The sequence below is a fragment of the Allobosea sp. genome, from assembly GCF_051860145.1.
Classification (GTDB): domain Bacteria; phylum Pseudomonadota; class Alphaproteobacteria; order Rhizobiales; family Beijerinckiaceae; genus Allobosea.
Map to the genome: position 1 here is coordinate 1 of NZ_JBHYEM010000028.1, position 24,596 is coordinate 24,596.

Sequence of the window (24,596 nt, forward strand, 5' to 3'; positions counted from 1 at the left end):
CGAGGATGTGATCAGGTTGACCTACGTTCCTGCCTGATCTCGCGACTTCCCGGATGAAAATCGTCGCCGAAGTCCGGTCTTGGGTGGGGTCCTAAGCGACCGGAACGGCCCGCTTTGGTGACGAACCTCGGACAACTGGACCGGCTGGCGGAAGGGGTGGGATTCGAACCCACGGTGGGCTTGCACCCACGGCGGTTTTCAAGACCGCTGCCTTAAACCACTCGGCCACCCTTCCTGGCGGGCCTGTCATTGCCGGGCGCCGGCCGCTTTTGCAAGGATATTGATCGAGCGGTACGAGTAGGAGGCGCCTGTCGCGGCCAGCGTTGCACCGGGGTCACGTCGGCCAAAAAACACCTCCGAATGGGCCAAGAGTTGACACTCGCCGCATTTCCGACACCTTTGTGCCCGCCCAAGGGCACACGGGATGCCGTATCGGGGCGTTCGCGACCCGCGAACCGCCCACTTAACGATCCCTTAACAGGATTGACCGAAAACTTCGGCTTCGCCGCGCCAGCGGCTTGGCCGGCGGTATCTTTCGGCGCAGCGAGCGGAAACGGAATGATGCAAGGCGCAGGCTCTTCGGCTCCGGCATTGACCGTCATCTTGAATGACCCGGATCGGGCTCCCGCCTCGCCTTCCATTGCTCTTCGTGCCGCCCGCCTCGGTTGCGTGGCGCTAGCCGGCCTTCTCCTCGCCAATTGCGCCAATGACCAGGTTGCGCGCAGCGGCAGGTCGAAGGAGATCGGCGCGTTTCCGTCGTCCAAATACGGGCCTGCCAGCCAGCGCGTCGTCGCCGAAGGGCAGCCGGTGCCGAAGGGCGGTGGGCGCCAGCTCGTCGGCCGGCCCTATACCGTGGCCGGCAAGCGCTACACCCCCTATGACAAGCCCGTCGGCTATACCCAGGTCGGCACCGCCTCCTGGTATGGCGAGGCCTTCCACGGCCGGCGCACCGCCAATGGCGAGGTCTATGACCGCCACGGCATCAGCGCAGCCCATCCGACGATGCCGCTGCCGGCCTATGCGCGCGTGACCAACGTCCTCAACAACCGCTCGATCATCGTGCGCGTCAACGATCGCGGGCCGTATCACAGCGGCCGCGTCATGGACGTCTCGCAGCAGACCGCCGACGCGCTCGCCTTCCGCCACCTCGGCACCGCCCGAATCAAGCTCGAATATCTCGGCCAGGCCTCGCTCGGCGGCTCCGACGACAAGCTCCTGCTCGCGACATTGCGGACCGACGGTCAGCCGGCCTCGATCCCGGGCACCAGCGCGCGGACCATGGTCGCAAGCAATGCGCCGGTCGCCCCGGCGCGCAGCGAGAGTGCCGATCTCGAGGATCCGCGTGACGAGCCCGTGCGGCAGCCCGTTGCTGCGCCGCCCGCCGCTCCGCAGCCGACGGTGACCGCCTATGCCGAGCAGCCGGTGGTTCGCACCATCGCTCCCGGCACTCCCGTCGCGGCCACGCTGGTATCGACCGCATCGAGCACGGGCGTCCCGGTCCGCGGCGCGCCGCTGCCTCCGAGCCGGCCTTTCGACCTCGACACCATCGCCAATGCCGGCACGCCGGTCGTCATCCGCGCCACGACCAAGGTCACTGCGCCCCGGCCGCCATCGCGCAACCAGGTCGTCAGCCTGTTCGCCGCTCCCGAGCGCGCACCGGCCGCGCGCATCGCGCACAACCATCCGCTTGCACGCGACGTCGTCGCGCAGTCGCTGCGGCCGCTGTCGCGGGACTGACATACGCGGGCTTGACCGGTTGAGCCCCGCTCTGCTTCAGATCGGGGCATGAAACCGCGTCACCAGCGTTTTCCCGTGATCGAGGGACGTAGGGCAGCGCTCCGCATCGCGCTCGTGCTGGTCTTTGCGTTGGCGGCGCCGGCATGGGCCGCCGCCCAGAGCTTCCAGTCGCTGGCGCCTTACGCCCTCCTGCTCGATTCGGGCAGCGGCGCGGTCCTTTACGAAAAGGCCGCCGACGAGTTGATGGTTCCCGCAAGCCTCGCCAAGATCGCGACGGCGCTCGTGGCCTTCGAGGAGATCGCGAACGGACGGCTGACGCTCGACAGCGAGATCGGCATTTCCGAGAACGCCTGGCGCAAGGGCGGCGGTGTCTCGGGCGGCTCGACCATGTTCGCGCTGGTCCATAGCCGCGTGAAGCTCTCCGACATCCTGCAGGGCATCATCGTGCAGTCCGGCAACGACGCCTCGATCGCACTGGCGGAGGCGATCGCCGGCAGCGAGGACAATTTCGCCCGGCTGATGACCGAAAGGGTGCGCGCGCTCGGCCTGACCAGGTCGGTCTTCCGCAACGCCACCGGCATGGGCGATCCCGAGCAGAAGGTGACGGCGCGCGAGCTCGCCAGGCTCTCGGACCACATCATCAAGACCTATCCGGAGCTCTACAAGATCTTCGGGCAGCGCGAGTTCACCTGGAACAAGATCCGCCAGCAGAACCGCAACCCACTCCTCGGCATGGATATCGGCGCGGACGGCCTGAAGACCGGCAATATCGACGAATCGGGCTACGGGCTCGTCGGCTCGGCCGTGCAGAATGGGCAGCGGCTGATCGTCGTGGTCAACGGCCTGAAGACGGCGCGCGACCGGGCCCAGGAGGCGCGCAAGCTGCTCGAATGGGGTTTTCGCTCCTTCGAGCCACGCCAGGTCTTCGCCGCCGGCGAGATCGTCGGCGAGGCCAGCGTCTATGGCGGCGCGAAGGGCAGGGTCGGTCTCCGGGCCAAAGGGCCGGTCAGCCTGCTGCTGCCGCGCGGCAGCAGCGACCGCCTGAGCGCGCGCATCATCTATCGCGGCCCCTTGACGGTGCCGGTCAGGGAAGGTGCGGAAGTCGCTCGCCTGCTGGTGATGCGCGGCGAGGTGAAGACGCTGGACATTCCGCTCTATGCGGCAGAAACGATCGAAGCCGGTAGCCTGCACAGCCGAGCGCTCGACGCGCTGATGGAGGCGGCCACCGGCTGGGTGCGCAAGGCCCTGCGCCGCAGCTGAACCGGACCCTCGCCATGAACAACCAGTCCCGCGGCTTCATGATCGCGCTCGAAGGGGTCGACGGCAGCGGCAAGTCCGGGCTGGCGCGCCAGCTCGCAGAGACCCTGCGCGGAGACGGGCATTCGGTGCTGGCCACGCATGAGCCGGGCGGCACGGAAGCGGGCACCGCGCTGCGTAAGCTCGTTCTCGCCAGCAACGCCTATGACTGGACGCCCACTGCCGAGCTGCTGCTGATGAATGCGAGCCGCCGGCAGCATATCGACAAGGTGATCCTCCCCGCACTGGCGGCCGGCCAGATCGTGATCTGCGACCGCTTCGTTGGCTCGACCATCGCCTATCAGGGGGCGGGCAGGGGGCTCGCCGACCGGACGATCCTCGACCTGCATCGCCTGGCGATCGAGGATTTTTGGCCCGACCTGACGCTCGTGCTCGATATCGACCCGGAGACCGCGCTCAATCGCAGCAAGGCCAGGCTGGAGAGCGCGAAGATCGATGAAGGCCGGTTCGAAGCGCTCGACCTGGCCTTTCATCGCCGCGTTCGCCAGTCCTTCCTCGACCAGGCGGCGACGCTTCCGGCCGCCTACCGGGTCATCGATGCGAATCGCCCGCCTGAGATCGTGGCGCGCGAGGCCGCCGACCATGTGCGCCGGCTGCTGGTTGGGGAAGGCGCCCGTTAGGGGCGCGCCATTCCGGGTCCGTTCGGCTCAGGGAATCCGGGGGATGATGCCGCCGCCATAACGGTCGTCGGGACTGGCCAAGCCGCGAGAATTGTCACGGACATAGTTCGGGCCATAGCCGCCCGCCGGAACCGGGCCGGGATCGAGATAGCTCCGCTCGGTCGGCGTCCGGATCGGCATGCTTTGCACGGCGACCTCTTCGGCGGGCTCGCGCGAGACACAGCCGGCGAGGGCGCCGAAAACGGCCAGCGCAAGGATGGGGTGAACCGCAGTTTTGATCGTGATCATGTTTTCCAGTGTCCGGCACCGTCGGCAAAGCGGACGGCGAATGCGCCTTCGATGACCGAACCGAACGATGCGCGGTCCGTCGCGATGCGCCATTGGAAAGCACTGCGACCGAATATTCAATCCGCGCCAGGGAAGCTCCCGGCATGACCGACCCGCGTCCGCAAGGGGCGCCCGGAGCCGGGCGTTCGCGGCAAAGCGCGGGCGACCATGCTTGATCGACCGCGTTTCGACTATCGTCAGTCCGCATCTCGCGGTGTATCAGGAGCCCGATGCGCGAGACCAGCAACGAGCCCGACCGCCTTCCCAACGCTCCGCATCCGCGCGAGACGCTCGCGCTGATCGGCCATGCCAGGTCCGAACAGGCCTTCATCGAGGCGCTGCGATCCGAGCGGCTGCACCATGCCTGGCTGCTGGGCGGGCCGGAAGGCATCGGCAAGGCCAGCTTCGCCTATCGCGTCGCACGCTTCATGCTGGCGGCGGGCGATCCCCTCGTCCGCGCCGCATCGACTGCCACGCTCGCAATGCCCGAATCGGACCCGGCGACCCGGCGTGTGATTGCCCAATCGCATCCCGACCTGCATCTGCTGCGCCGCACGGTGAAGCCCGACGGCAAGAGCGTCACCAGCAACATCCCGGTCGATTCGGTGCGCCGGGTGCTCGATCGGTTCGGATCGAGCGCGGCCGAGGGTGGCTGGAGAATCTGCATCGTCGACAGCGCCGAGGACATGGATCGCTCCAGCGCCAACGCCCTGCTCAAGCTGTTGGAGGAGCCGCCGCCGCGCGCGCTTTTCCTGATCGTGGCGCATGCCCCGGGGCGGGCCTTGCCGACGATCCGTTCGCGCTGCCGGCTGCTGACCTTCGATACGCTCGACGAGGGCGAGGTGGCGGAAGCGAGCCGGCTCGCCCTTGAGCGCATGGACGGCGCCGTCGATACCTCGGCGCTCACCCGTGCCTCAGCACTCGCTGACGGCTCGGTGCGCCGCGCCCTGACCTATGTCGATCCAGAGACGCTCGCGCTGGTCGAAGCCGTGCGCGCCAGGCTCGATGCCCTGCCGGGGATCGACCTTTCGGCCCTGCTGGCGCTGGCGGAGGATGTCGCCGGACGCGCCGGCGAAAGCGATTTCGCCATCATGATCGACACGATCCAGAGCTGGCTCGCCAGCCATCTGCGCGCCCATGCCCATGCCGGCGCGGGCCGCCTTGCACCACTGGCGGAGGTATGGGAAAAGCTGGGACGCGCGGCCCGCGAGGTGGAAACCTATAATCTCGACCGCCGGCCGCTCGTGATGACGATGTTTCATGATCTGTCTGAGGCGGTTCGTCGGTCGCGCGCAGCGTGAACGAGGGATCAGCCATCGCCCGACCGGCTCCCGGTCCGGCGAGCCGGGCATGGTCGGAGCGATGTGCGGACGGACGATGGCCACGGCCCCGAAATTCTACCTGACCACCGCCATTCACTACACGAATGGCCCGCCCCATATCGGCCATGCCTACGAGATGGTCGCTGCGGACGCGATCGCCCGTTTCAAGCGGCTCGACGGCTACGACGTCTTTTCGATGACGGGGACCGACGAGCACGGCCAGAAGGTGCAGCGCACCGCGGCCCAGGCCGGGCTCTCGCCGAAGGAGTTCGTCGACGGCATCGCCGCGCGTTTCGAGGAGATGGAGCAGGCGCTCGGCTGTTCCTTCGACCGCTTCATCCGCACCACGGATCCCGATCACCTGCCGTCAACCCATGAGCTGTGGCGGCGCATGGAGGCGGCCGGCGACATCTATCTCGCCAAATATGCCGGCTGGTATTCCGTCCGCGACGAGGCCTTCTATGGCGAGGAGGAGACGACCCTCCAGCCCGATGGCACGCGGCTGGGCGGGCAGGGCACGCCGGTCGAATGGGTCGAGGAGGAAAGCTATTTCTTCCGCCTCAAATCCTATCAGGACCGGCTGCTGAAGCTCTATGAGGACGTCCCGGACTTCATCTCGCCCGAGACCCGCCGGAACGAGATCGTCAGCTTCGTCAAGGGCGGGCTCGAGGACCTCTCGATCAGCCGCACGACCTTCGACTGGGGCCTGCCGGTTCCCGGCGACCCCAAGCACGTCATGTATGTCTGGGTCGATGCGCTCAACAACTATGTCACCGGCTGCGGGTTCCCCGACGAGAGCAATCCGCGCTGGCACTATTGGCCGGCCGATGTGCACATCATCGGCAAGGACATCGTGCGCTTCCACACGGTCTATTGGCCGGCCTTCCTGATGTCGGCCGGGCTGGCGCTGCCCAAGCGCGTCTTCGGCCATGGCTTCCTGCTCTCCAAGGGCGCCAAGATGTCGAAATCGCTCGGCAATGTCGTCGATCCCTTCGATCTCGCGGCGACCTATGGCGTCGATCAGCTGCGCTATTTCTTCCTGCGCGAGGTCTCCTTCGGGCAGGACGGCAGTTACAGCCATGAGGCGATCGTCGGGCGCATCAATGCCGATCTCGCCAACGACCTCGGCAACCTGGCGCAGCGCTCGCTCTCGATGATCGCCAAGAACTGCGAGGGCAGGGTGCCTCCGCTGGGGGCGCTGACCGAAGGCGACCGGGCGATGCTCGCGCTTGCCGACGCGGCGCTCGCGAAAGCGCGCGCCGCGATGCAGGATTTTGCGCTGCATGTCGTGCTGGCCGATATCTGGGCCGTGGTCGCCGAGGCGAATCGCTATTTCGCCGGCAACGAGCCCTGGCGGCTGGGCAAATCGGACCCGGCGCGGCGCGATACCGTGCTCTACGTCACGGCCGAGGTGCTGCGGCAGGTCGCGATCCTGACCCAGCCGGTGATCCCCGAGGCCGCCGGCAAGCTGCTCGACCTGCTCGCGGTCGCGCCCGACGCCCGTAATTTCGCTGCGCTGGGCGAAAGCGGACGGCTCGCGAGCGGCACGCCGCTGCCGGCGCCGAGCGCGATCTTCCCGCGCTATGTCGAACCCGATGCCGGGCAGGCGGCCTGATGCTGATCGACACGCATTGCCATCTCGACTTTCCGGATTTCGCGGAAGATCTGGCGGCTTACGTCGCGCGGGCCGAGGCCGCCGGCGTGACGCGGATGGTGACGATCTCGACGCGCGTCTCGCGCTTTGGCGCCTATGCCGCACTTGCCGAGCGCTTCCCCTCGGTCTGGTGCACGGTCGGGACCCATCCCCATGGCGCCCATGAGGAGCTCGACGTCACTCCCGAACAGCTCGCGACGCTCGCCCAGCACCCGCGCTGCGTCGCGATCGGCGAGGCCGGGCTCGACTATCACTACGACAAGAGCCCGCGCGATGCACAGGCACAGGGGCTCAGGACCCATATCGCGGCCGCCCGCATGACTCAGCTGCCGCTGGTGATCCATTCGCGCCAGGCCGACGAGGACATGATCGCGATCCTGCGCGAGGAAATGGGGAAGGGGGCTTTTCCCGCCATCCTGCATTGCTTCACGGCCGGGCCGGAACTGGCCCGGGTCGGGGTCGAGCTTGGCCTCTACGTCTCCTTCTCCGGGATCCTGACCTTCAAGACCTCCGAGGATCTCCGGTCGATCGCGCGCGACGTGCCGCTCGACCGGCTGCTGGTCGAGACCGATGCGCCCTATCTCGCGCCCGTTCCGTTCAGGGGAAAGCGCAACGAGCCTTCCTATGTCGTTGAGACGGCAAAGACTTTGGCCGAGGTCAAAGGGGTGAGCTTCGACGAGATCGCGCGCATCACGACCGAGAATGCGCGGCGCTGCTACTGGAAGATGGATCACGCATCCCCCGTGGCGCAGGTCGCCTGAGCCGCCGGCTGCCATGGCTCTGACGATCACGATCCTCGGCTGCGGCTCCTCCGGCGGCGTACCCCGACCCGGCTCGGGCTGGGGCGCCTGCGACCCGACCAATCCGAAGAACCGGCGGCGGCGCTGCTCGATCCTGGTCGAGCGCGACGGCCCGGTCGGCAGGACCAGCCTGATCGTCGACACCACGCCGGACCTGCGCGAGCAGCTCATCGACGCCAAGATCGAGCATCTCGACGCGGTGCTCTACACCCATGACCATGCCGATCACACGCATGGCATCGACGACATGCGGGCGCTGGTTCTGCATATGCGCAAGCGCGTGGCTGTCCATGCCGACGCGGTGACGGCCGAGACCTTGCGGACCCGCTTCGGCTATATTTTCGAGACGCCGCCCGGCAGCCTGTATCCGCCGATCCTGGAGATGCACGCGCTGCGCGCGGGCGAGATCCTGACGATCGCGGGGGCCGGCGGCGAGATCGCCGCGCAGCCGATCGCGCTGGAGCATGGCCCCGGCTACGAGGCGCTCGGCTTCCGCTTCGCCGATCTGGGTTATGTTCCCGATGTCAGCCTCATGCCGCCCGAGGCCAAGGCTGCGCTGGCCGGCCTCGAGGTGCTGATCCTGGACTGCCTGCGCGAGACGCCGCATCCCAGCCATTTCAATCTCGTGCAGGCCCTCGAGGCGATCGAGGAACTCGCGCCGCGGCGCACGGTGCTGACCAACCTGCATGTCGACCTGGACTATGCCAGCCTGTCCAGGCGCTTGCCGCCGGGCGTCGAGGTCGCCTTCGACGGCATGGTCGTGACATCGGACAATTGACGGCAGAGCAGGGGGCGCCCGCCCCTCAATCGACGTTCTGTCGATGCCAGTCCTCGAGCTGGGCGAGCACGGTCTTCAGGTCCGAGACATCGACATAACGGCGGCCGAGGTCACGGAGATTGTCCTTGTGCGGCTGCTCCTCGATATCGCCGACGCAATCCTCCGGAACGATGGTGCGGTAGCGATAGCTGAAGGAATCGATCGAGGTGGCGCGGATGCAGCCGCTGGTGTTGCAGCCGGTGACGATGACGGTGTCGACGCGTTCCTTGATGAAATAGTCGCTCACGCCGGTGTTGAAGAAGATCGACGGGCCCTTCTTGCAGATCGTCAGGTCGTAATCGGCGTCATAGATGCGCGGATCATGCGCCACGCTCGGGTGATCGTGCAGGAAGGTCTCGCGCACGGCGGTGATCTTCCAGTAGGGCATCTCGCGCTCGTTCATATAGGCCGTGTTGCAGTTCGCGACCGGAACGTTGTAGCGGCGCGCGACCTCGAGCAGCTTTGCGGTGTTCTCGACCGCCCGCATCACCAGCGGCGCTCCGCCCAGCGGATATTGCGGGTCGGTGAAACCCTTCTGGAAATCGACCACGACGATGCCGGGCTTCTTGCCGAACCCGACCGGGATCTCGCCATAGCTGCGGTTCTGATAGTCGTCGCTCATCTGATTCCTCCGGTGCCTTGCGATGCGGTTGACCTCCATCTTCGCTGTGTTAAAAAAACAAGCAAGCTTGTTTTTCTAAGCGCGAAACTCCTCGGCGCGATATCCCGGACCGCTTGCCGCGCCCAGATGGGAGAACGGATCGATGCAACCCGCGAAGCGCCAGCAGCAGGTGCGCAGCATCGCCACGCGCGAGCGCCTGATCCAGGCGGCGCTCGATGAGATTTTCGAGGTCGGCTACCACGCCGCGACGACGCAGGAGATCGCCGCGCGCGCCATGGTCTCGCGCGGCGCGCTGCTGCATCATTTTCCGGCCCGGGTCGATATCGTGCTCGCCGCCATGGAGGAATTGCTGGAAGACGGCACGCGGCAGATCAAGGCCGTTGCCGACGATGTCCAGGCTGGCCTGGTGTCGCTCGAGGGTTTTGTCGAGTTCCTCTGGCAACTGTTCTCGGGCCGGTTCTTCTATCTCTCGCTCGAGATGATCACCGAGGCGCGCAACGACCCGGCGCTGTGCGAGCGCATGATCCCGGTCGTGAAGCACTTCCATCAGGCGCTCGACGGCATCTGGATCGCGTTCTGCGACCCCGCCAAGCGCCCACCGCAGCAGGCGCGGATCATCCTCAACCTGACGCTTTGCCTGGTGCGCGGCATGGGCATCCAGACCGTGCTGCGTCCCGAGCCCGGCTATTACCGCGAGCTGATCGAGGCCTGGAAAGCGCTGCTGCCGCAAATCGTCGACGGGCCGGCGGGAGACATCATGTTCGCCGTGCCCAGTTCACCGGCCGTATCGGGTACTGCACGCAAGCGCCTCTGAAAAATCGGCTTTGTCGCATGCAGTCGAAGGGTCGGCGGCTCATCAAGGCCCGGAAGCCAACGACCGGGCGGCTCTCCCGGGTATCCAGTTTGGTTCCATAATATGTCTTATGCGAATCAGAGTAGCGGCTGTTTGGAGATGTGACAGACGGCGCCACTCTGACGGCCCTTCTCGGCTAAACGGCAGGAAGGATTGCCACGTCAGCCCTTGATCACGCGATAGCGGAGATGGGTTGCCATTAGGCCATCCGCCACCGACAGCTTCTCTAACTGAAGCGGGCCTCTGAAGTGGTCGAACAAGCGTACACCGCTGCCTATCAAACTGGGCCCAAGATGGATGCAGATTTCGTCGACCACGCCGGCATCCAGCGCTTGCTGGCAAGGTGACGCTCCGCTGAGCACGACGTCCTTGGACCCTGCCGCCGCCTTGGCCTGCTGTACCGCGCTCTCGATGCCGTTGGTGACAAAGGTGATCTTCGAGTCACCCTTCGGAACCGTCTCAGGTGCTGGCGGCTTGTGAGTGAGGATGAAGAGCGGAACCCCCTTCAGCGGATGCGATCCGCCCCAGCCATTGGTGATGTCGTAGGTCCGCCGGCCAAAAATGTAGGCACCGGACTGGGCATGCATGCGGTCGACCTCGGCCTTGTTGGCGCCGCCTTCCTCCTTGGCTCTCGAAAGCCAGCCGAAGACATGCTTGATCCCGTCCCGGCCGTTCGGAAACCTCTCTCCGTCATCTGGCCCTGCACAGAAACCGTCGAGCGACATGCTCATGTCGATGATGACTTTGGACATCACGTTGCTCCTGCTATCGCCCCTCCAAAGGACGAAACCTGCCCTTGGCCTTTACCGGCAATTGCTCAGCCGGGCGCCGCCATCCGGCGGTAAGCGAAGTAGCGCCCTTCCGGCACGCCGTCAGGCAGCGCCACCGCGGTCAATTCCGGATGCTCCAGGGCCGAGCCGCTGACGATCAGCGCGTCGTCCTGTGCGAGCGCCGCGACATGGCCCGGCAGCCAGGCAAGATGGATCCGGTCGCGCTCCGGCACACCCGTCGTCGCGTCCACATGGATCAGGGCCGCGTCACGGCCGTGGCGCTCGACAAAAGCCGGCAGCGTCCTCTCCATGTCGCCCAGCACCAGCATGTCGTCCGACGGCATCGAGCGCGGATTGGCCTTCGCCTGGCGATCGAAAGCGTGGATCATCCGCCCGGGCAGAATCTCGCGCAAATGATCATAGGTGCGGCCGTTGCCGAGGCCGAGCTCGAGCACATGCCCGCCCCGGCCATCGATCGCGGCGGCCGCCCAATCGAGGATGCGGCGCTGGGCTTCCAGGCGGCGAATGAAGCTGTCGAGGCGGCTCATGCGAGCGTCTGTCTCCGGCGATGGGCGCGATGTCGCGCAACCTGTCATATCAGTCGAATGGGTTGCTTGCCATTTGGGAAAGTGAATGCCCTAATCCCTTCGAATGTATACAGAATGCCAAGCTGGCATCATGCCTAGGGCCGTCAAGAGCCTCTTTTTTCATTCCAGGGAGGAATTGCGTTCATGCTCAAATCAAGCTGGTCCATCGCGCTCGCGCTCTCGGCAGGTCTTGGCGCGGCGACCTTGGCCGGGCCGGTCCAGGCTCAGACCTGGCCGCAGAAGCCGATCACCTTCATCGTGCCCTTCCCGGCCGGCGGCGGCACCGATGCCTTTGCCCGTCCGATCGCCGCCCAGCTCGAGCAACAGCTCGGCCAGCGCATCATCATCGAGAATCGCGGCGGCGCCGGCGGCACGGTGGGCGCCTCCGCGGCGTCGAAGATGGCTCCCGACGGCTACACCTTCTTCGTCGGAGCGGCGCATCACACGATCGCCCCGGCGCTCTATCCGAAGCTCGACTACAATATCCAAACCGATTTCATCCCGGTCGGCGTCATCGCCCAGCCGCCGCAGGTGATCGTCGTCCATCCCGGCAAGGTCCAGGCCAAGACGCTGGCGGAGCTGATCGATTTCGCCAAGAAGAACCCCGACAAGCTCAACTACGCCTCGGCCGGCAACGGCACGACCCATCATCTCGCCGGCGAGCTCTTCAAGCTGGTGACGAAGACCAACCTGACCCATGTCCCCTATCGCGGCGCGGGGCCTGCCATCCAGGATCTCGTCGCCGGCCAGGTCGACATCATGTTCGACGGTCTCGGCTCCTCGGCTCCCCAGATCCAGAGCGGCGCGCTGCGCGGGCTGGCGGTTGCCGCCGCGAAACGCTCGGACGCCATTCCGGACGTGCCGACTGCCAAGGAGGCCGGCCTCGACGGTTATGAGGTCGCGACCTGGTATGCGGTCTGGGCGCCGAAGAACACGCCGGCCGAGGTCGTGACGCGCATGCGCGGCGAGATCGAAAAGGCCCTGAAGGCGCCGATGATCACGAGCGCCTGGGAAAAGAACGGCTCATCGATTCCGAATGTCTATGGCGAGGAGTTCGGCAAGTTCGTCACCTCGGAGGTGGCGCGCTGGGGCAAGGTGGTCGACGAGGCGAAGATCAAGCTCGACTGAGACGCCCTACCCTGATCATCGCAAGGCCAGAGCATCGGACCGAAAAGTGGAATTCACTTTTCGGAAAAATCAGATGCTAAAACAAAGAGATAGATCGGCACTTTGCGTCCGATAGGACGCACGTCGACCTAATCGCCCGCGCCGTCAACGACGTCGCGGGCGATTTTCATGCTGAAGCCCGCCCGCGCGAGGGCCGCGAGATCCTTCTGCCGGCTCGTAGCCCGGTCGCCTCGGCTCCATGGTCCCAGCCGTTTGCGCCGCGCCGCGACGCGCGCCGCCGCCAGTTCCTCCTCCTCGGTCGAGTGGCTGGCCTCGGCTACAAGCCCGCGCTCGACGCCCTTGGCCGCGAGTTTCGCCGCGACCGCGCGGGACGACTGGCCCTTGCGCCGCAGGCTTGCCGCGCGCGCCTGGGCAAAGCGCTGGTCGTCGACGAGCCCGGCCGCGACGCAGCGCGCAACCGTTTCGTCGATCATGGTGGCAAAGCTGGCGGGCTCGTCGCCATGATGCCGGCAGCTCGCCGCGACCTTGCGCTGGAGCACCCGCCGCAGCTGACCAGCCGGCGCCGCGTAGCGCTCCAGGTAGTGCATGGCGGCGCGTCGCAGATAATCGGCCGTGATGCGCCGAGGCGGCTTTCGGCCGGCTCGCGTCGGCCACTTCTCGTCCCCGTCAGCCCTCACCTAGTCCATCCCGGGCTTGGACCGGGCCGATTTGATCGACGAGCGCCTGACCTTGGCTTCGAGCCGTCTTTCCTTCGAGGCCTTGGTCGGCTTGGTCGGCCGGCGCTTCTCGGGGCGGATCGCAGCCGTCCGGATCATCTCCAGCAGCCGTTCGAGCGCTTCTTCACGATTGCGTTTCTGGCTGCGCTGGGCTTGCGCCACGATGACGATGACGCCGTCCAGCGTCAGCCGGCTGCCGGCGAGCTTCATCAGCCGCACCGCCACGTCGTCAGGCAGCGATTTCGAATGCCGGGCATCGAATTTGAGCTGAACCGCGCTCGAGACTTTGTTGACGTGCTGCCCGCCTGGGCCGGAGGCGCGCACAAAACTCTCCTCGATCTCGCTCTCGTCGATGGCGATGGACGGCGTGACTTGAATCATGGGAGGACGCTATCTCACTCCACGGAGAATTGCAGCGTTGAAGCCCTCAAGCGACATCGCCCGCCTGATCGAGATCATGGCGGCGCTCCGGACGCCCGGCAGCGGCTGCCCCTGGGACCTGGAGCAGGATTTTGCCTCGATAGCGCCCTACACGATCGAGGAGGCCTATGAGGTCGCCGATGCGATTGCGCGCGGCGACAGGATCGACCTCAAGGATGAGCTCGGCGATCTCCTGCTGCAGGTGGCTTTCCACGCCCGCATGGCCGAGGAAGAAGGAGCCTTCGCCTTTCCCGACGTGGTCGAGGCGATCACCGCCAAGCTGATCCGCCGCCACCCGCATGTCTTCGGCGATGCCCGCGACCTGACGCCGGCCGAGGTCAAGACACTCTGGCACCGGATCAAGGCGCAGGAAAAGGCTGAGAAGGCCGCCGCGCATCGCGCCGCCGGGTTGCCCGAGGTCGAGGAGAGCAAGAGCGTGCTCGCCGGCGTGCCCCACACCCTGCCCGCCCTCACCCGCGCCTGGAAGCTGCAGGCCAAGGCCTCGACCGTAGGCTTCGACTGGAACAATGCACGCCTCGTGCTCGACAAGATCCGGGAAGAGACCGCCGAGATCGACGAGGCGCTGGCCACCGGCGACAAGGCCGCGATCCGTGAGGAGATCGGCGACCTGCTCTTCGTCGTCGCCAACCTGGCGCGCCATGTCGATGCCGATCCCGAAGGCTGCCTCAACGAGGCCAACGCCAAGTTCGAGCGGCGCTTCCGGGGTATCGAGGCGCGGTTGGCGGCCGAAGATCGTCAGGCCAAAGACGCCACGCTCGACGAGCTGGAAGCGCTCTGGCAGGCCGTGAAGAGGGCGGAAAAGGCCGGCGAGCGCGCAGCTTAGACCTGACGCTCGGCCTGCGGAAAACGGGCACCAAAGGCCCCTTCCCGCTCCGGCGGCAGGCGCACGGTCAGGGTCAGCGCGCCGTCCTCGGCGTCGCTGCGCTCCAGGATTTCGCCATTGGCGTGCAGCCAGGCTAGCGACTTGCCGTCGCCGGGTTCGAGCACCAGCCGATAGACCGGACGGCTGAGCGCGATGCGGGCCTCGATCGCATCGGTGAGCCGACCGATCCCCTCGCCGGTCAGGGCCGAGACCAGAATCGGCCGCGAGGCTTCCGGCTTGAGGGCGGCGAGGCCGAACTGCCGCTCCCGTTCGTCGCCATGAAGCAGATCGGCCTTGTTCCAGACCTCGACCACGCGCTGCCCGTCATCGGGGTCGATGCCGAGGTCGCGCAGAATCGCCTGCACGTCGGCCGCCTGTGCCTGCGTGTCGTCATGGGCGACGTCGCGGACATGGAGCAGGACATCGGCCTCGATCGCATCCTCGAGCGTGGCCCGGAACGCGGCGACGAGCTGGGTCGGCAGGTCGGAAATGAAGCCGACCGTGTCCGAGAGCATGATGCGGGCGCCATGCGGCAGCTTGATCGCGCGCGCTGTCGGATCGAGCGTCGCAAACAGCATGTCTTGCGCCAGCACCTCGGCGGAGGTCAGCCGGTTGAACAGGGTCGATTTTCCAGCATTGGTGTAACCAACCAGAGCAACCACCGGATAAGGAACGCGTTTTCGGCTTGCACGATGCAGCGAGCGCGTGCGCTTCACTGTGTCGAGATCGCGCTCGATCTTGGTCATGCGCTCCTGGATGACGCGCCGGTCGGCCTCGATCTGGGTTTCGCCGGGGCCGCCGAGGAAGCCGAAGCCGCCGCGCTGGCGCTCGAGATGGGTCCAGGACCGGACCAGGCGGCTCTTCTGGTAGTTCAGATGCGCCAGCTCGACCTGCAGCGCGCCTTCCTTGGTGCGGGCGCGCCGTCCGAAGATCTCGAGGATCAGCCCGGTCCGGTCGATGACCTTGCAGCCCCAGGCCTTTTCGAGATTGCGCTGCTGCACCGGCGAGAGCGCGCAGTCCATCACAACCAGACCGATCTCCTCGATCCGGATGCGCTCGGCGATCTCCTCGACCTTGCCCTTGCCGAGATAGGTCGCGGGCCTCAGGGCCGTCAGGAGCGCGGAAATCGCCTCGACGACGGTAAGGTCGATCGCCGCCGCGAGACCGACAGCCTCGTCGAGGCGCGCGGCGAATGAACGTTGATTCGCATCCGCCGCGGCTTTGCCGCCGCGGCGCTGCTGATAGGGACCGATGACATAGGCGCGGGTATTGGCGGCGATGTCGCGCTCGATCTCATCGAGCGGTTTCGCCCCGGCCGGCACAGTGTCCGTGCCCGAGCGTCCTGCCATTGGTTCAGGCCTTGTCCGTGTCCTCGGGCTCGAAGAGCTGGACCGGGTGACCGGGCATGATCGTGGAGATGGCATGCTTGTAGACGAGCTGCGAATGCCCGTCGCGGCGCAGAAGCACGCAGAAATTGTCGAACCAGGTGACGACGCCCTGCAGTTTCACGCCGTTGACGAGGAAGATCGTCAGGGGGATTTTCTGCTTGCGGACGTGATTGAGGAAGGTGTCCTGAAGGTTTTGTGCCCGCTCTGCGGCCATGTTCAGCCCCTGTTGTTGGGATCGCGCTTTAGGTTGCGTTGGCGATCCAGTTCGTTCCGTTCAGCGTCCGGCCGAGCGCCGGAGCATTTTCGGAACACCGATGGTTTCATTAGATCGTCGGCTTACCCTGCAATGCAAGTGCCTCAAAGCCCACATGCCGCCGAACGTCCTGCGTCCGGCGCAGGCGCATATGCAGAACGCGCTTGCCGACATGCGTCAGCCGACGCCCAGCGACTTCAACTTGCGATGGAGCGCCGAGCGTTCCATGCCGATGAACTCGGCCGTACGTGAAATATTTCCCGAGAACCGCGCGATCTGGGCGATCAGGTATTCGCGCTCGAAAATCTCGCGCGCATCGCGCAGCGGCAGGCTCATCAGCCGCTCCCCTCCCGAACCCGACGGGGTCGTCGGCACCATGGCGCCGACCTCGGCCGGCAGCATCTCGACCGTGATGTCGGCGGTCGGGTCGCCCTTGGTCAGGATCATCAGCCGTTCGACATTGTTGCGCAGCTCGCGGACGTTGCCGGGCCATTCATGCGATTGCAGGACGGCCATCGCATCGCCGCCGATCCGGCGCTTGGGCAGGCCGGTCGCGACCGAGATCTGGTCCATGAAGAACTCGATCAGCTCCGGGACGTCCTCGCGCCGCTCCGAGAGCGACGGGATCCGGACCGGCACCACGCTCAGGCGATGATAGAGATCCTCGCGAAAATGCCCGTCGGCGATGAGCTGCGCCAGGTCACGGCTGCTCGATGAGACGATGCGGACATCGACATGGACGCGCGTCGCGCCGCCGACACGCTGAAAGTTCTGGTCGACGAGCACGCGCAGGATGCGGTTCTGCGTCTCGCGCGGCATGTCGCCGATCTCGTCGATATAGAGCGAGCCGCCATGCGCCTCCTCGAGGGCGCCGACCCGGCGGGAACGCCCCTCCCCGCCTTCGACGCCGAACAGCTCCTCCTCCATCGTATCCGGCGTGATCGTCGCCGCGTTGATGACGATGAAGGGCCCGGAGGCGCGGCTCGACGCTTCGTGCAGGGTCCGCGCCGCGAGTTCCTTGCCGCAGCCCGGCTCGCCGGTGATCAGCACGCGCGCATTGGTCGGCGCGACCCGGTCGATCGTCTGGCGCAGCTGGTTGACCACGGTCGATTTGCCGACGATCCGGCTCGCCTGCACCGAGCGCGTCTTGAGCTCGCGGACCTCGCGCCGCAGCCGCGACGCCTCCAGCGCGCGCTCGGCGACGAGCACCAGCCGATCGGCCTTGAACGGCTTCTCGATGAAGTCATAGGCGCCGCTCTTGATGGCCGAGACCGCGGTCTCGATATTGCCGTGCCCGGAGATCATCACCACCGCGAGATCGGGGTGGCTTTCCTTGATCAGGTCGAGCACCTGCAGCCCGTCGAGCCGGCTGCCCTGCAGCCAGATGTCGAGGAAGACCAGATTGGGACGACGCGCGGCGATGGCGGCGAGCGCCTCGTCGGCCGATCCCGCCTTGCGGGTGCGGTAGCCTTCATCCTCCAGCAGGCCCGAAACCAGCTCCCGGATATCGACTTCGTCATCTACGACCAGAATGTCAGCGCTCATTCCTGAGTTCCGTTCTGTTTGTTCATGGCAGTTTCAGCGTTTCCCCCGCCGATTTCGTCGTCCGCCGGCTTGTCCTGCGGCCCCGTCTCGGGGAACCAGAGCCGGACGCGGGCCCCGCGCCCGCCTTCATGTGCGTCGGGCCGGTCGAGCAGCTCGATGCCGCCGCCATGGTCCTCGAGGATCTTGCCGACGATCGCGAGGCCGAGCCCGGTGCCACCCTCGCGCGTCGTCATGTAGGGTTCGAGCAGCTTCTGGCGCTGGTCGGCAGGCAGGCCCTTGCCGTTATCGATCACGTCGATGACGATCACGCCGTCGTCGCGACGCTGGAACGCGACGTCGATCCGGCCGGGGCCGCGCTCGTCCATCGGCAGCGCCTCGATCGCCTCCGTGGCGTTCTTGATGACATTGGTCAGTGCCTGCGAGACCAGGCGCCGGTCGAACTGCGCGAGCACCGGCTCGGCGGGCAGGTTCTCCGAGATCGTCAGCTCGGGATTGCCGACGCGCATCAGGAAGACGATCTGCCGGACGGTCTCGACGATGTCGTCGCGCGACAAGGCCGGTTTCGGCATGCGCGCGAAGGACGAGAACTCGTCGACCATTCGGCGGATATCCTCGACCTGGCGCACGATCGTCGCGGTGCACTGGTCGAAAATCTCCTTGTCGTCGACGATGACGCGCCCGAACTTGCGCCGGATGCGCTCGGCCGAGAGCTGGATCGGCGTCAGCGGGTTCTTGATCTCATGGGCGATCCGGCGCGCGACATCGGCCCAGGCCGCGGTGCGCTGCGCCGAGACCAGATCGGTGATGTCGTCGAGCGTCACGACGAGGCCGGCACCAGCCCCCTCGCCTTCGCGGACGGCGCGGACATTGACCATGCGGTCGCGCCCGGCGCGGGTGATCGCGATCTGGCCCGAGCTCTGCCTCTGGCGGTTGTGCAGCGCGTCCGCGACGAAGGCCGCGATCTCGGGCGCGACCTGGCCGATCGGCTCGCCCAGCAAGCGTCCGCCGGCGCCGAGCAAGGTCTCGGCGGAGCGGTTCATGATGGTGATATGACCGTCGGCGTCGAGGCTCAGCACGCCGGAGGACACGCCCGAGAGCACAGTCTCGGTGAAGCGCCGGCGCCGGTCGATCACCTCGCTAGCGGTGATCAGCCCGTCGCGCTGCCGGCGCAGCTCGGCCGTCATCTTGTTGAAGGTCTCGCCAAGATGGGCGAGGTCGCCTTCCGCCCGTCTTATCGGCACCTGGACATAGAAATTGCCGCTCGAAACCTGATCGGTGGCGTGGATCATGCGCCGGATCGGCGCCACCAGGCCGTTGGCGAAACTCAGGCCGATCCAGATCGCCGAGAGCAGCAGGATGACCGCGATCAGCGCGTACATCGAGGCGAAGGCGATCTGCACGCCCTTCCGGCGCGCGTCGATCGACAGGTACTCGACGGCCGCGCCGCGCGCCACGGCCGGGAACTCGACCGCAAGCGGATCGACCTCGCGCGCCACGTAGAGAAAGGCGTTGTCATAGGCCGGAAGCTTCGCCAGCGCCCCGAAGATGCGCCCGGTCGACGGCAATACGCAGATCGGGTCGGTCGAGGATTGCGCGTCCTCGAAGGCGGCCGAATCCGGCTTGGGAGCATCACGCAGCACATCGATATTGGCCCGCACCAGAACGGTATCCGGCGGGCGCATCAGCATCGCGACGGGCACGCCGAGCGCGGTGGCGCGCACGGTCAGGAAGTTCTCGAACCATTTGCGGTCGACATCGAAGGCCGGCTTGGCCCGCACCAGATCGTCGGACAGAACCCGGATCTCGCGGCCGAGCGATTTGCACTGGCCCGCGGCATAGGCGTCCGCGACCTCGACCGACTTGAAGATCGCGTCGCGCATCCGGTCCGAAAACCAGGGCTCGAGGCCGCGTTCGATGGTGACCGTGGCGATCACCGCGACGAGGATGGCCGGAAGTGCCGCGATGATGCTGAACAGCCCGACGATGCGCACATGCAGGCCGGCGGCGGCGGCGCCGGCGCGTCGCGCGCGGATTAGCACCGCCGTCTCGAACGCGACGATGATCAGCAGCAGCAGGATCAGCAGGCCGTTGAGGACGAAGACCCCGATGACGACCTCGTGCACCGGCACGATCGGGGTCGCACCGGACAGGACGAGGAAGGTCACGAGCGCCGAGACGAGCGCGAACACGACGACGAGCGCGCCGAGCCAGCCGGAAACGCGCCGGGGGGTATCCCCGACGCGCGGCGTCATCCTGATGTCACTGGTGGAGGCAGCCACGCGTTCTCAACAACTCCATTGGGCCGGCCGCAAACGGGTCGGCTCGGCGCGCACTGATGCGCCGCCGCAACGGTGTTGTCAAAATATGACATATGAAAGGCGGGCGCGCCCTGCCCCGCGGCAGAGCTCAGCGGGGTGAGCGAACCACCTGCATGTCGAGCTCGCGAATCTTCTTGCGCAGGGTGTTGCGGTTGAGGCCGAGCAGCTCCGCCGCACGGATCTGGTTGCCCCGGGTTGCGGCGAGCGCGGCCGCGATCAAGGGTGGCTCGACCTCGCGCAGGATGCGGTGATAGAGCCCGGGCGGCGGGATATTGTCGCCAAAACCGCCGAAATACTGGTTGAGATGCCGCTCGACCGAACCCGAGAGCGTCTCGGTCCGCTCAGGGCCGGGGCTGTTGGTGAAGCCGGGCGATGACGATGCCGGCTGCAGTTCGGTCTCGACGATCGGAGCGGTGATCGTCTCCTGTGGATAGAGCGCGGCGAGGCGGCGGACGAGATTCTCAAGCTCGCGGACATTGCCCGGCCAGCGATAGCGCCGCATCACGTCCATCGCTTCCGAATCGATCTGCTTGCGCGGCAGCCCCTCCTTCTCGACCAGCGAGAAGAAATGGCGCACGAGATCCGGGATGTCCTCGACGCGCTCGCGCAAGGGTGGCAGCCGGATCGGCACCACGTTGAGCCGGAAGAACAGATCCTCGCGGAACAGCCCCTGCGCGATCGAGATGCGCAGGTCCTTGTTCGTTGCAGCGACGATGCGGACATTGGTCTTGATCGGCGTGCGCCCGCCGACCGTGGTGTATTCGCCCTGCTGCAGCACGCGCAGCAGCCGCGTCTGCGCCTCCATCGGCATGTCGCCGATCTCGTCGAGGAAGAGCGTGCCGCCTTCAGCCTGCTCGAAACGACCCGACGAGCGGGTCAGCGCGCCGGTGAAGGCGCCCTTCTCGTGGCCGAACAGCTCGGATTCGATCAGGTCCTTCGGGATCGCGGCCATGTTGATGGCGACGAAGGGCCCGTTGCGGCGCTTGCCGTAATCGTGGAGCGCGCGGGCGACGAGCTCCTTGCCGGTGCCCGACTCGCCGTTGATCATCACCGTGAGATCGATCGGCATCAGCCGCGCCAGCGCGCGATAGACGTCCTGCATCGCCGGCGAGCGGCCGATCAGCGGAATGTCGTCCGGCTCGGCCGCGGCTGCCCGCCCCGCATCGCCGCGCGGACGCGACAGCGCCCTGCCGACGATGGCGACCAGCTCCTTCAGGTCGAAGGGCTTTGGCAGGTATTCGTAGGCGCCGCGCTCCGAGGCCTTGATCGCGGTCATGAAGGTGTTCTGCGCGCTCATCACGATGATCGGCAATTCCGGCCGCACCCGCTTGATGCGCGGCAACAGGTCGAACGCATTGCCGTCCGGCATCACGACATCGGTGATGATGAGATCGCCCAGGCCTTGCGCGGCCCAGGTCCACAGCGTCGCCGCCTGGCCGGTGGTCCGAACTTCGTACCCCGCCCTGGCCAGGGCCTGGTTGAGCACAGTGCGGATTGCGGCGTCGTCGTCTGCGATGAGGATGTTACCGGTGGGCATTCACTGTGTCCTGTGGGCCTAAGCGGTCCTGTTGGGGCGCGCTTCGTGCAGCGGCAGAAGAATCCGGAACGTCGTGCGCCGGGGCACCGACTCGCATTCGACGATTCCGCCGTGATCGCCGATCACCTTGGCGACGAGTGCAAGTCCAAGGCCACTGCCTTGCGCCTTGGTCGTGACGAAGGGATCGAAGAGGTATTGCAGGATCTCGGCCGGCACGCCCGGACCGTTGTCGCGGATGACGATCTCGAGCGGCAGCGCGATCCGGCCCGTCGAGCCCGCGAGCTGCATGCGGATGCCCGGACGATAAGCCGTGGTCAGCGTGATTTCACCGTCGATCGCTTCTGTTCCAATGGCTTCCGCTGCGTTCTTCACCAAATTCAGCAAAACCTGCACCAGCTGATCGCGGTTGCCCGCGACCGGCGGCAGCGACGGGTCGTAGACCTCGTTGAAGCGGATATGCCGGGCGAAGCCCGATTGCGCCAGGCGCTTCACATGATCGAGCACGTCATGGACATTGACGGCGCCGCGCTCGCTCGGCCTGTCGTCGCCAAAGAGCTCGACACGCTCGACCAGCTTCACGATCCGGTCGGTCTCGTCGCAGATCAGCTGCGTCAGGATGCGCTCGCTGTCGGGCACGGAGGCCTCCAGCAATTGCGCGGCGCCCCTTATGCCGGAAAGCGGGTTCTTGATCTCATGCGCGAGCATCGCGCCCATGGCGGTGATCGAACGAGCCGCCCCGCGATGCGTCAATTGCCTGTCCATTTTTTCGGCAATTGTCCGTTCTTGCAGCATCAGGACCACCGCATCGCCCTGATTGGGCAATGGCGAGGCAAAAACATCGACCACGCGATCGACCCCGAGCCGCGGCGAACCGAGATCGAGCCGGTACTCGCTGACGCTGGCTCCGCGCCGCTGCACCTCCTCGACGAGCGACAGCACCGGCGAGCCGAAGGCGATCAGGTCGTCGAGGCGCTGGCGCTTCAGCACCACGGCGCTCGACTGGAAAAAGTCCTCGGCCGCGGTATTGGCGTAAAGGATGGCATGCCCGTCGCCGATGACGACGACCGGCATCGGGAGAACATTGAGAGCCTGCAACTCGACCAGGTCGAACATGGTCAGGTCCCGCCCATCCTCGGCACCCTCGGCAAACATCATCGCCATACGCAAACGTCCTCGCTCAGGCTGCCTCGCGGCCGCATTCGGTGGAGAACAGCTCGGCCAGGGCGCTCAGCGCCTGACGCGGCTCGTTCGTGGTGAGCATCACGCGGCGCAAGTCGGGATGCGGCGTGCAGCCGCTCGCAACGGCCTCGTCGGCATAGGCCGCCAGATGCTTGCGGGCATGGCGCACGCCCTGCTCCCGGCCAAGCAGCTCCAGCAGGCCTTCATAATGCTCCCGCGCGACGTCGTGCTTCTGCGCGAGGCTCGGCTCGCTTTCCTGCCGGCCTGCGAGGGCAGCGCCGACCGCGCCGACGAGCCAGGGGCGGCCCAGCGCCGCGCGCCCGACCATGACGAAATCCGCGCCCGAGCGCGCGAGGCAGTCCCGCGCATCGGCGGCGTCGTGAATGTCGCCATTCGCGACCAGCGGGAACTCGCCCGCCTCGCGCACCGCCCGGATCGCGCTCCAGTCGGCAGCCCCCTTGTAGAATTGCTGCCGGGTGCGGCCATGGACGGTGATCATCGCGGCGCCGGCGGCGACAGCGCGGCGCGCCAGCTCCGGCGCATTGCGGGAGGCATCGTCCCAGCCGAGCCGCATCTTGACGGTCACCGGAACCGACACAGCCGCGACCGCCGCCTCGATCAGCCCCAGCGCATGATCCAGATCGCGCATCAGGGCCGATCCAGCCCAGCCGCCGGTCACCCGCTTGGCGGGGCAGCCCATATTGATGTCGACGATCTGCGCCCCTGTCGCCTCGGCCAGCCGGGCCGCCTCACCGAGCCAATGCGGGTCGCAGCCCGCAAGCTGGACGACATGGGGAAAGACCCCGGCCCCTTCGGCGCGCAGCCGCGCCTCCTCGCTGCCGCGCACGAATTCGTCCGAGGCCACCATCTCGGAGACCATGAGCCCGGCGCCGAACCGTGCCGAAATCCGGCGCATGACGACATCCGTCACGCCCGACATGGGCGCGAGGAAAGCACGCGAGGCCACGGCAAGCCCGGCAATCGCCAGAGCATCACCGCCCGAATTTGAGGCAACTTCCATTATGCTGATTTATTAGACATTGCTGCATCAGCGCAAGGGGGTGGGGCGATATGTTGCGCTGCGTCATCGTCGCACCCGTTCCACAACCCTGGAAGCGCGGCCGCCGGCGCACTTGGCGATCGCATGAGCGGCGACTATCACCGGGTTCCCGCTGGAGTTCCGCCTTGCCGACCGAGACGAAGACCAACGCCGTTGCAGTCGCTGCTCTGATCGTCGCAGCGGGACGCGGCCTGCGCGCCGGAGGCGAGACGCCCAAGCAATATCGTGAACTCGCCGGCCAGCCCGTCCTGCGCCGGACGCTGGCGCCCTTCCTGGCCGAGCCGGCGGTCACACAGGTCGTCGTCGTGATCGCGGCAGGCGACGAGGCGTATTACGAGAAGGCCGTCAGCGGCTGCGGCCCGGACAGGCTGGCCCGGCCCGTCAGCGGCGGCGCGACCCGTCAGGATTCGGTCCGGCTCGGCCTGCAGGCGCTGTCGGCTGGCGGCTTCGACGGCGTCGTGCTGATCCACGATGCCGCCCGCCCCTTCGTCTCTTCCGACCTGATCGCGGGGGCGATCGCCGCCGCCCGGTTCGCGCCGGCCGCCATCCCGGCCCTGCCGGTCACCGACACGGTCAAGCTCGTCGACGCCGAGCGGCGCGTCAGCGAGACGCCGCCGCGCGACCGGCTCGTCACCGTCCAAACGCCGCAAGCCTTCGCCTTCCAACCATTGCTGGCCGCACACGAGGCTGCGGCCCGTGCCGGCGTTGTGGGCTTCACCGATGACGCGGCGCTGATCGAATGG

The 24,596-nt window shown here is 66.7% G+C and carries 24 protein-coding genes and 1 tRNA gene; 11 read left to right on the forward strand and 14 right to left on the reverse strand.

From position 1 onward, the window contains the following. Positions 1-145: 145 nt before the first annotated feature. Positions 146-235 (reverse strand) — tRNA-Ser (locus tag ACTIF2_RS25450). Positions 236-669: 434 nt separating this feature from the next. On the opposite strand from ACTIF2_RS25450, the gene ACTIF2_RS25455 reads away from it, so the two are divergent. The 3 genes from ACTIF2_RS25455 to tmk are packed head-to-tail and all read left to right on the forward strand — an operon-like array spanning position 670 to position 3,674. Continuing rightward, a complete protein-coding gene (locus ACTIF2_RS25455; protein ID WP_439499931.1) occupies positions 670-1,737 on the forward strand; it encodes a septal ring lytic transglycosylase RlpA family protein in 1,068 nt (355 codons plus the stop codon). Positions 1,738-1,785: 48 nt separating this feature from the next. Continuing rightward, on the forward strand, positions 1,786-2,997 hold the full coding sequence (locus ACTIF2_RS25460; RefSeq protein ID WP_439499932.1) for a D-alanyl-D-alanine carboxypeptidase family protein: 1,212 nt from the start codon (positions 1,786-1,788) through the stop codon (positions 2,995-2,997). A gap of 14 nt (positions 2,998-3,011) precedes the next feature. After that, complete coding sequence (gene tmk, locus ACTIF2_RS25465; protein WP_439499933.1) at positions 3,012-3,674, forward strand: dTMP kinase; 663 nt, start codon at positions 3,012-3,014, stop codon at positions 3,672-3,674. 27 nt (positions 3,675-3,701) lie between these two features. Here the strand turns inward: tmk and ACTIF2_RS25470 are convergent, their stop codons facing one another. Next, complete coding sequence (locus tag ACTIF2_RS25470) at positions 3,702-3,962, reverse strand: hypothetical protein (protein WP_439499934.1); 261 nt, start codon at positions 3,960-3,962, stop codon at positions 3,702-3,704. 269 nt (positions 3,963-4,231) lie between these two features. Here ACTIF2_RS25470 and ACTIF2_RS25475 point away from each other — a divergent pair, with 269 nt between their 5' ends. From ACTIF2_RS25475 to ACTIF2_RS25490, 4 genes are all read left to right on the forward strand, one after another. Further along, entirely contained in the window at positions 4,232-5,302 is a 1,071-nt protein-coding gene (locus tag ACTIF2_RS25475; protein ID WP_439499935.1) for a DNA polymerase III subunit delta', read from the forward strand. Positions 5,303-5,378: 76 nt separating this feature from the next. Then, positions 5,379-6,938: a methionine--tRNA ligase gene (gene metG / locus ACTIF2_RS25480; RefSeq protein WP_439499936.1), complete on the forward strand. Its 1,560-nt coding sequence runs from the start codon at positions 5,379-5,381 to the stop codon at positions 6,936-6,938. Next, a complete protein-coding gene (locus ACTIF2_RS25485; RefSeq protein WP_439499937.1) occupies positions 6,938-7,738 on the forward strand; it encodes a TatD family hydrolase in 801 nt (266 codons plus the stop codon). The genes metG and ACTIF2_RS25485 overlap by 1 nt, the downstream gene beginning before the upstream one ends. Before the next feature lie 13 nt (positions 7,739-7,751). After that, positions 7,752-8,555: an MBL fold metallo-hydrolase gene (locus ACTIF2_RS25490; protein WP_439499938.1), complete on the forward strand. Its 804-nt coding sequence runs from the start codon at positions 7,752-7,754 to the stop codon at positions 8,553-8,555. A 25-nt stretch (positions 8,556-8,580) separates the two neighbouring features. Here ACTIF2_RS25490 and ACTIF2_RS25495 read toward each other — a convergent pair whose 3' ends face one another. Further along, positions 8,581-9,216: an isochorismatase family protein gene (locus ACTIF2_RS25495; RefSeq protein WP_439499939.1), complete on the reverse strand. Its 636-nt coding sequence runs from the start codon at positions 9,214-9,216 to the stop codon at positions 8,581-8,583. A gap of 142 nt (positions 9,217-9,358) precedes the next feature. Between ACTIF2_RS25495 and ACTIF2_RS25500 the strand changes: the two genes are divergently transcribed. Then, positions 9,359-10,030 (forward strand): TetR/AcrR family transcriptional regulator, encoded by a 672-nt coding sequence (locus ACTIF2_RS25500; protein WP_439499940.1) that lies wholly within the window; start codon positions 9,359-9,361, stop codon positions 10,028-10,030. 200 nt (positions 10,031-10,230) lie between these two features. Here the strand turns inward: ACTIF2_RS25500 and ACTIF2_RS25505 are convergent, their stop codons facing one another. Further along, a complete protein-coding gene (locus ACTIF2_RS25505) occupies positions 10,231-10,821 on the reverse strand; it encodes a dihydrofolate reductase family protein (protein WP_439499941.1) in 591 nt (196 codons plus the stop codon). A 65-nt stretch (positions 10,822-10,886) separates the two neighbouring features. Then, complete coding sequence (locus ACTIF2_RS25510) at positions 10,887-11,387, reverse strand: class I SAM-dependent methyltransferase (protein ID WP_439499942.1); 501 nt, start codon at positions 11,385-11,387, stop codon at positions 10,887-10,889. A gap of 183 nt (positions 11,388-11,570) precedes the next feature. On the opposite strand from ACTIF2_RS25510, the gene ACTIF2_RS25515 reads away from it, so the two are divergent. Beyond that, positions 11,571-12,554, forward strand: coding sequence for a Bug family tripartite tricarboxylate transporter substrate binding protein (locus ACTIF2_RS25515; protein WP_439499943.1), 984 nt, complete (start codon positions 11,571-11,573; stop codon positions 12,552-12,554). Positions 12,555-12,682: 128 nt separating this feature from the next. Here ACTIF2_RS25515 and ACTIF2_RS25520 read toward each other — a convergent pair whose 3' ends face one another. Continuing rightward, positions 12,683-13,141, reverse strand: coding sequence for a regulatory protein RecX (locus ACTIF2_RS25520; RefSeq protein WP_439499944.1), 459 nt, complete (start codon positions 13,139-13,141; stop codon positions 12,683-12,685). 90 nt (positions 13,142-13,231) lie between these two features. After that, positions 13,232-13,651: an alternative ribosome rescue aminoacyl-tRNA hydrolase ArfB gene (gene arfB, locus ACTIF2_RS25525; protein ID WP_439499945.1), complete on the reverse strand. Its 420-nt coding sequence runs from the start codon at positions 13,649-13,651 to the stop codon at positions 13,232-13,234. Positions 13,652-13,688: 37 nt separating this feature from the next. On the opposite strand from arfB, the gene mazG reads away from it, so the two are divergent. Further along, a complete protein-coding gene (gene mazG / locus ACTIF2_RS25530; RefSeq protein WP_439499946.1) occupies positions 13,689-14,534 on the forward strand; it encodes a nucleoside triphosphate pyrophosphohydrolase in 846 nt (281 codons plus the stop codon). Here the strand turns inward: mazG and hflX are convergent. From hflX to dusB, 7 genes are all read right to left on the reverse strand, one after another. After that, complete coding sequence (gene hflX / locus ACTIF2_RS25535) at positions 14,531-15,922, reverse strand: GTPase HflX (protein ID WP_439499947.1); 1,392 nt, start codon at positions 15,920-15,922, stop codon at positions 14,531-14,533. The two genes, mazG and hflX, sit on opposite strands and share 4 nt — an antisense overlap. 4 nt (positions 15,923-15,926) lie before the next feature. Then, positions 15,927-16,175 (reverse strand): RNA chaperone Hfq, encoded by a 249-nt coding sequence (gene hfq / locus ACTIF2_RS25540; protein WP_057192822.1) that lies wholly within the window; start codon positions 16,173-16,175, stop codon positions 15,927-15,929. Between the two features lie 216 nt (positions 16,176-16,391). Further along, complete coding sequence (gene ntrX / locus ACTIF2_RS25545; protein WP_439499948.1) at positions 16,392-17,759, reverse strand: nitrogen assimilation response regulator NtrX; 1,368 nt, start codon at positions 17,757-17,759, stop codon at positions 16,392-16,394. Beyond that, positions 17,756-20,038, reverse strand: a complete 2,283-nt coding sequence (locus ACTIF2_RS25550; RefSeq protein ID WP_439499949.1) for a sensor histidine kinase NtrY-like — start codon at positions 20,036-20,038, stop codon at positions 17,756-17,758. The genes ntrX and ACTIF2_RS25550 overlap by 4 nt, the downstream gene beginning before the upstream one ends. A gap of 127 nt (positions 20,039-20,165) precedes the next feature. Beyond that, positions 20,166-21,614 carry a nitrogen regulation protein NR(I) gene (gene ntrC / locus ACTIF2_RS25555; protein ID WP_439499950.1) on the reverse strand — a complete coding sequence of 483 codons (1,449 nt, stop codon included), beginning with the start codon at positions 21,612-21,614 and terminating at the stop codon, positions 20,166-20,168. A gap of 18 nt (positions 21,615-21,632) precedes the next feature. Then, entirely contained in the window at positions 21,633-22,727 is a 1,095-nt protein-coding gene (locus ACTIF2_RS25560) for a two-component system sensor histidine kinase NtrB (protein WP_439499973.1), read from the reverse strand. 64 nt (positions 22,728-22,791) lie between these two features. Beyond that, positions 22,792-23,814, reverse strand: coding sequence for a tRNA dihydrouridine synthase DusB (gene dusB / locus ACTIF2_RS25565; protein WP_439499951.1), 1,023 nt, complete (start codon positions 23,812-23,814; stop codon positions 22,792-22,794). A 164-nt stretch (positions 23,815-23,978) separates the two neighbouring features. Between dusB and ispD the strand changes: the two genes are divergently transcribed. After that, the coding region (gene ispD, locus ACTIF2_RS25570; RefSeq protein ID WP_439499952.1) for a 2-C-methyl-D-erythritol 4-phosphate cytidylyltransferase at positions 23,979-24,596 on the forward strand (618 nt) is incomplete at its 3' end.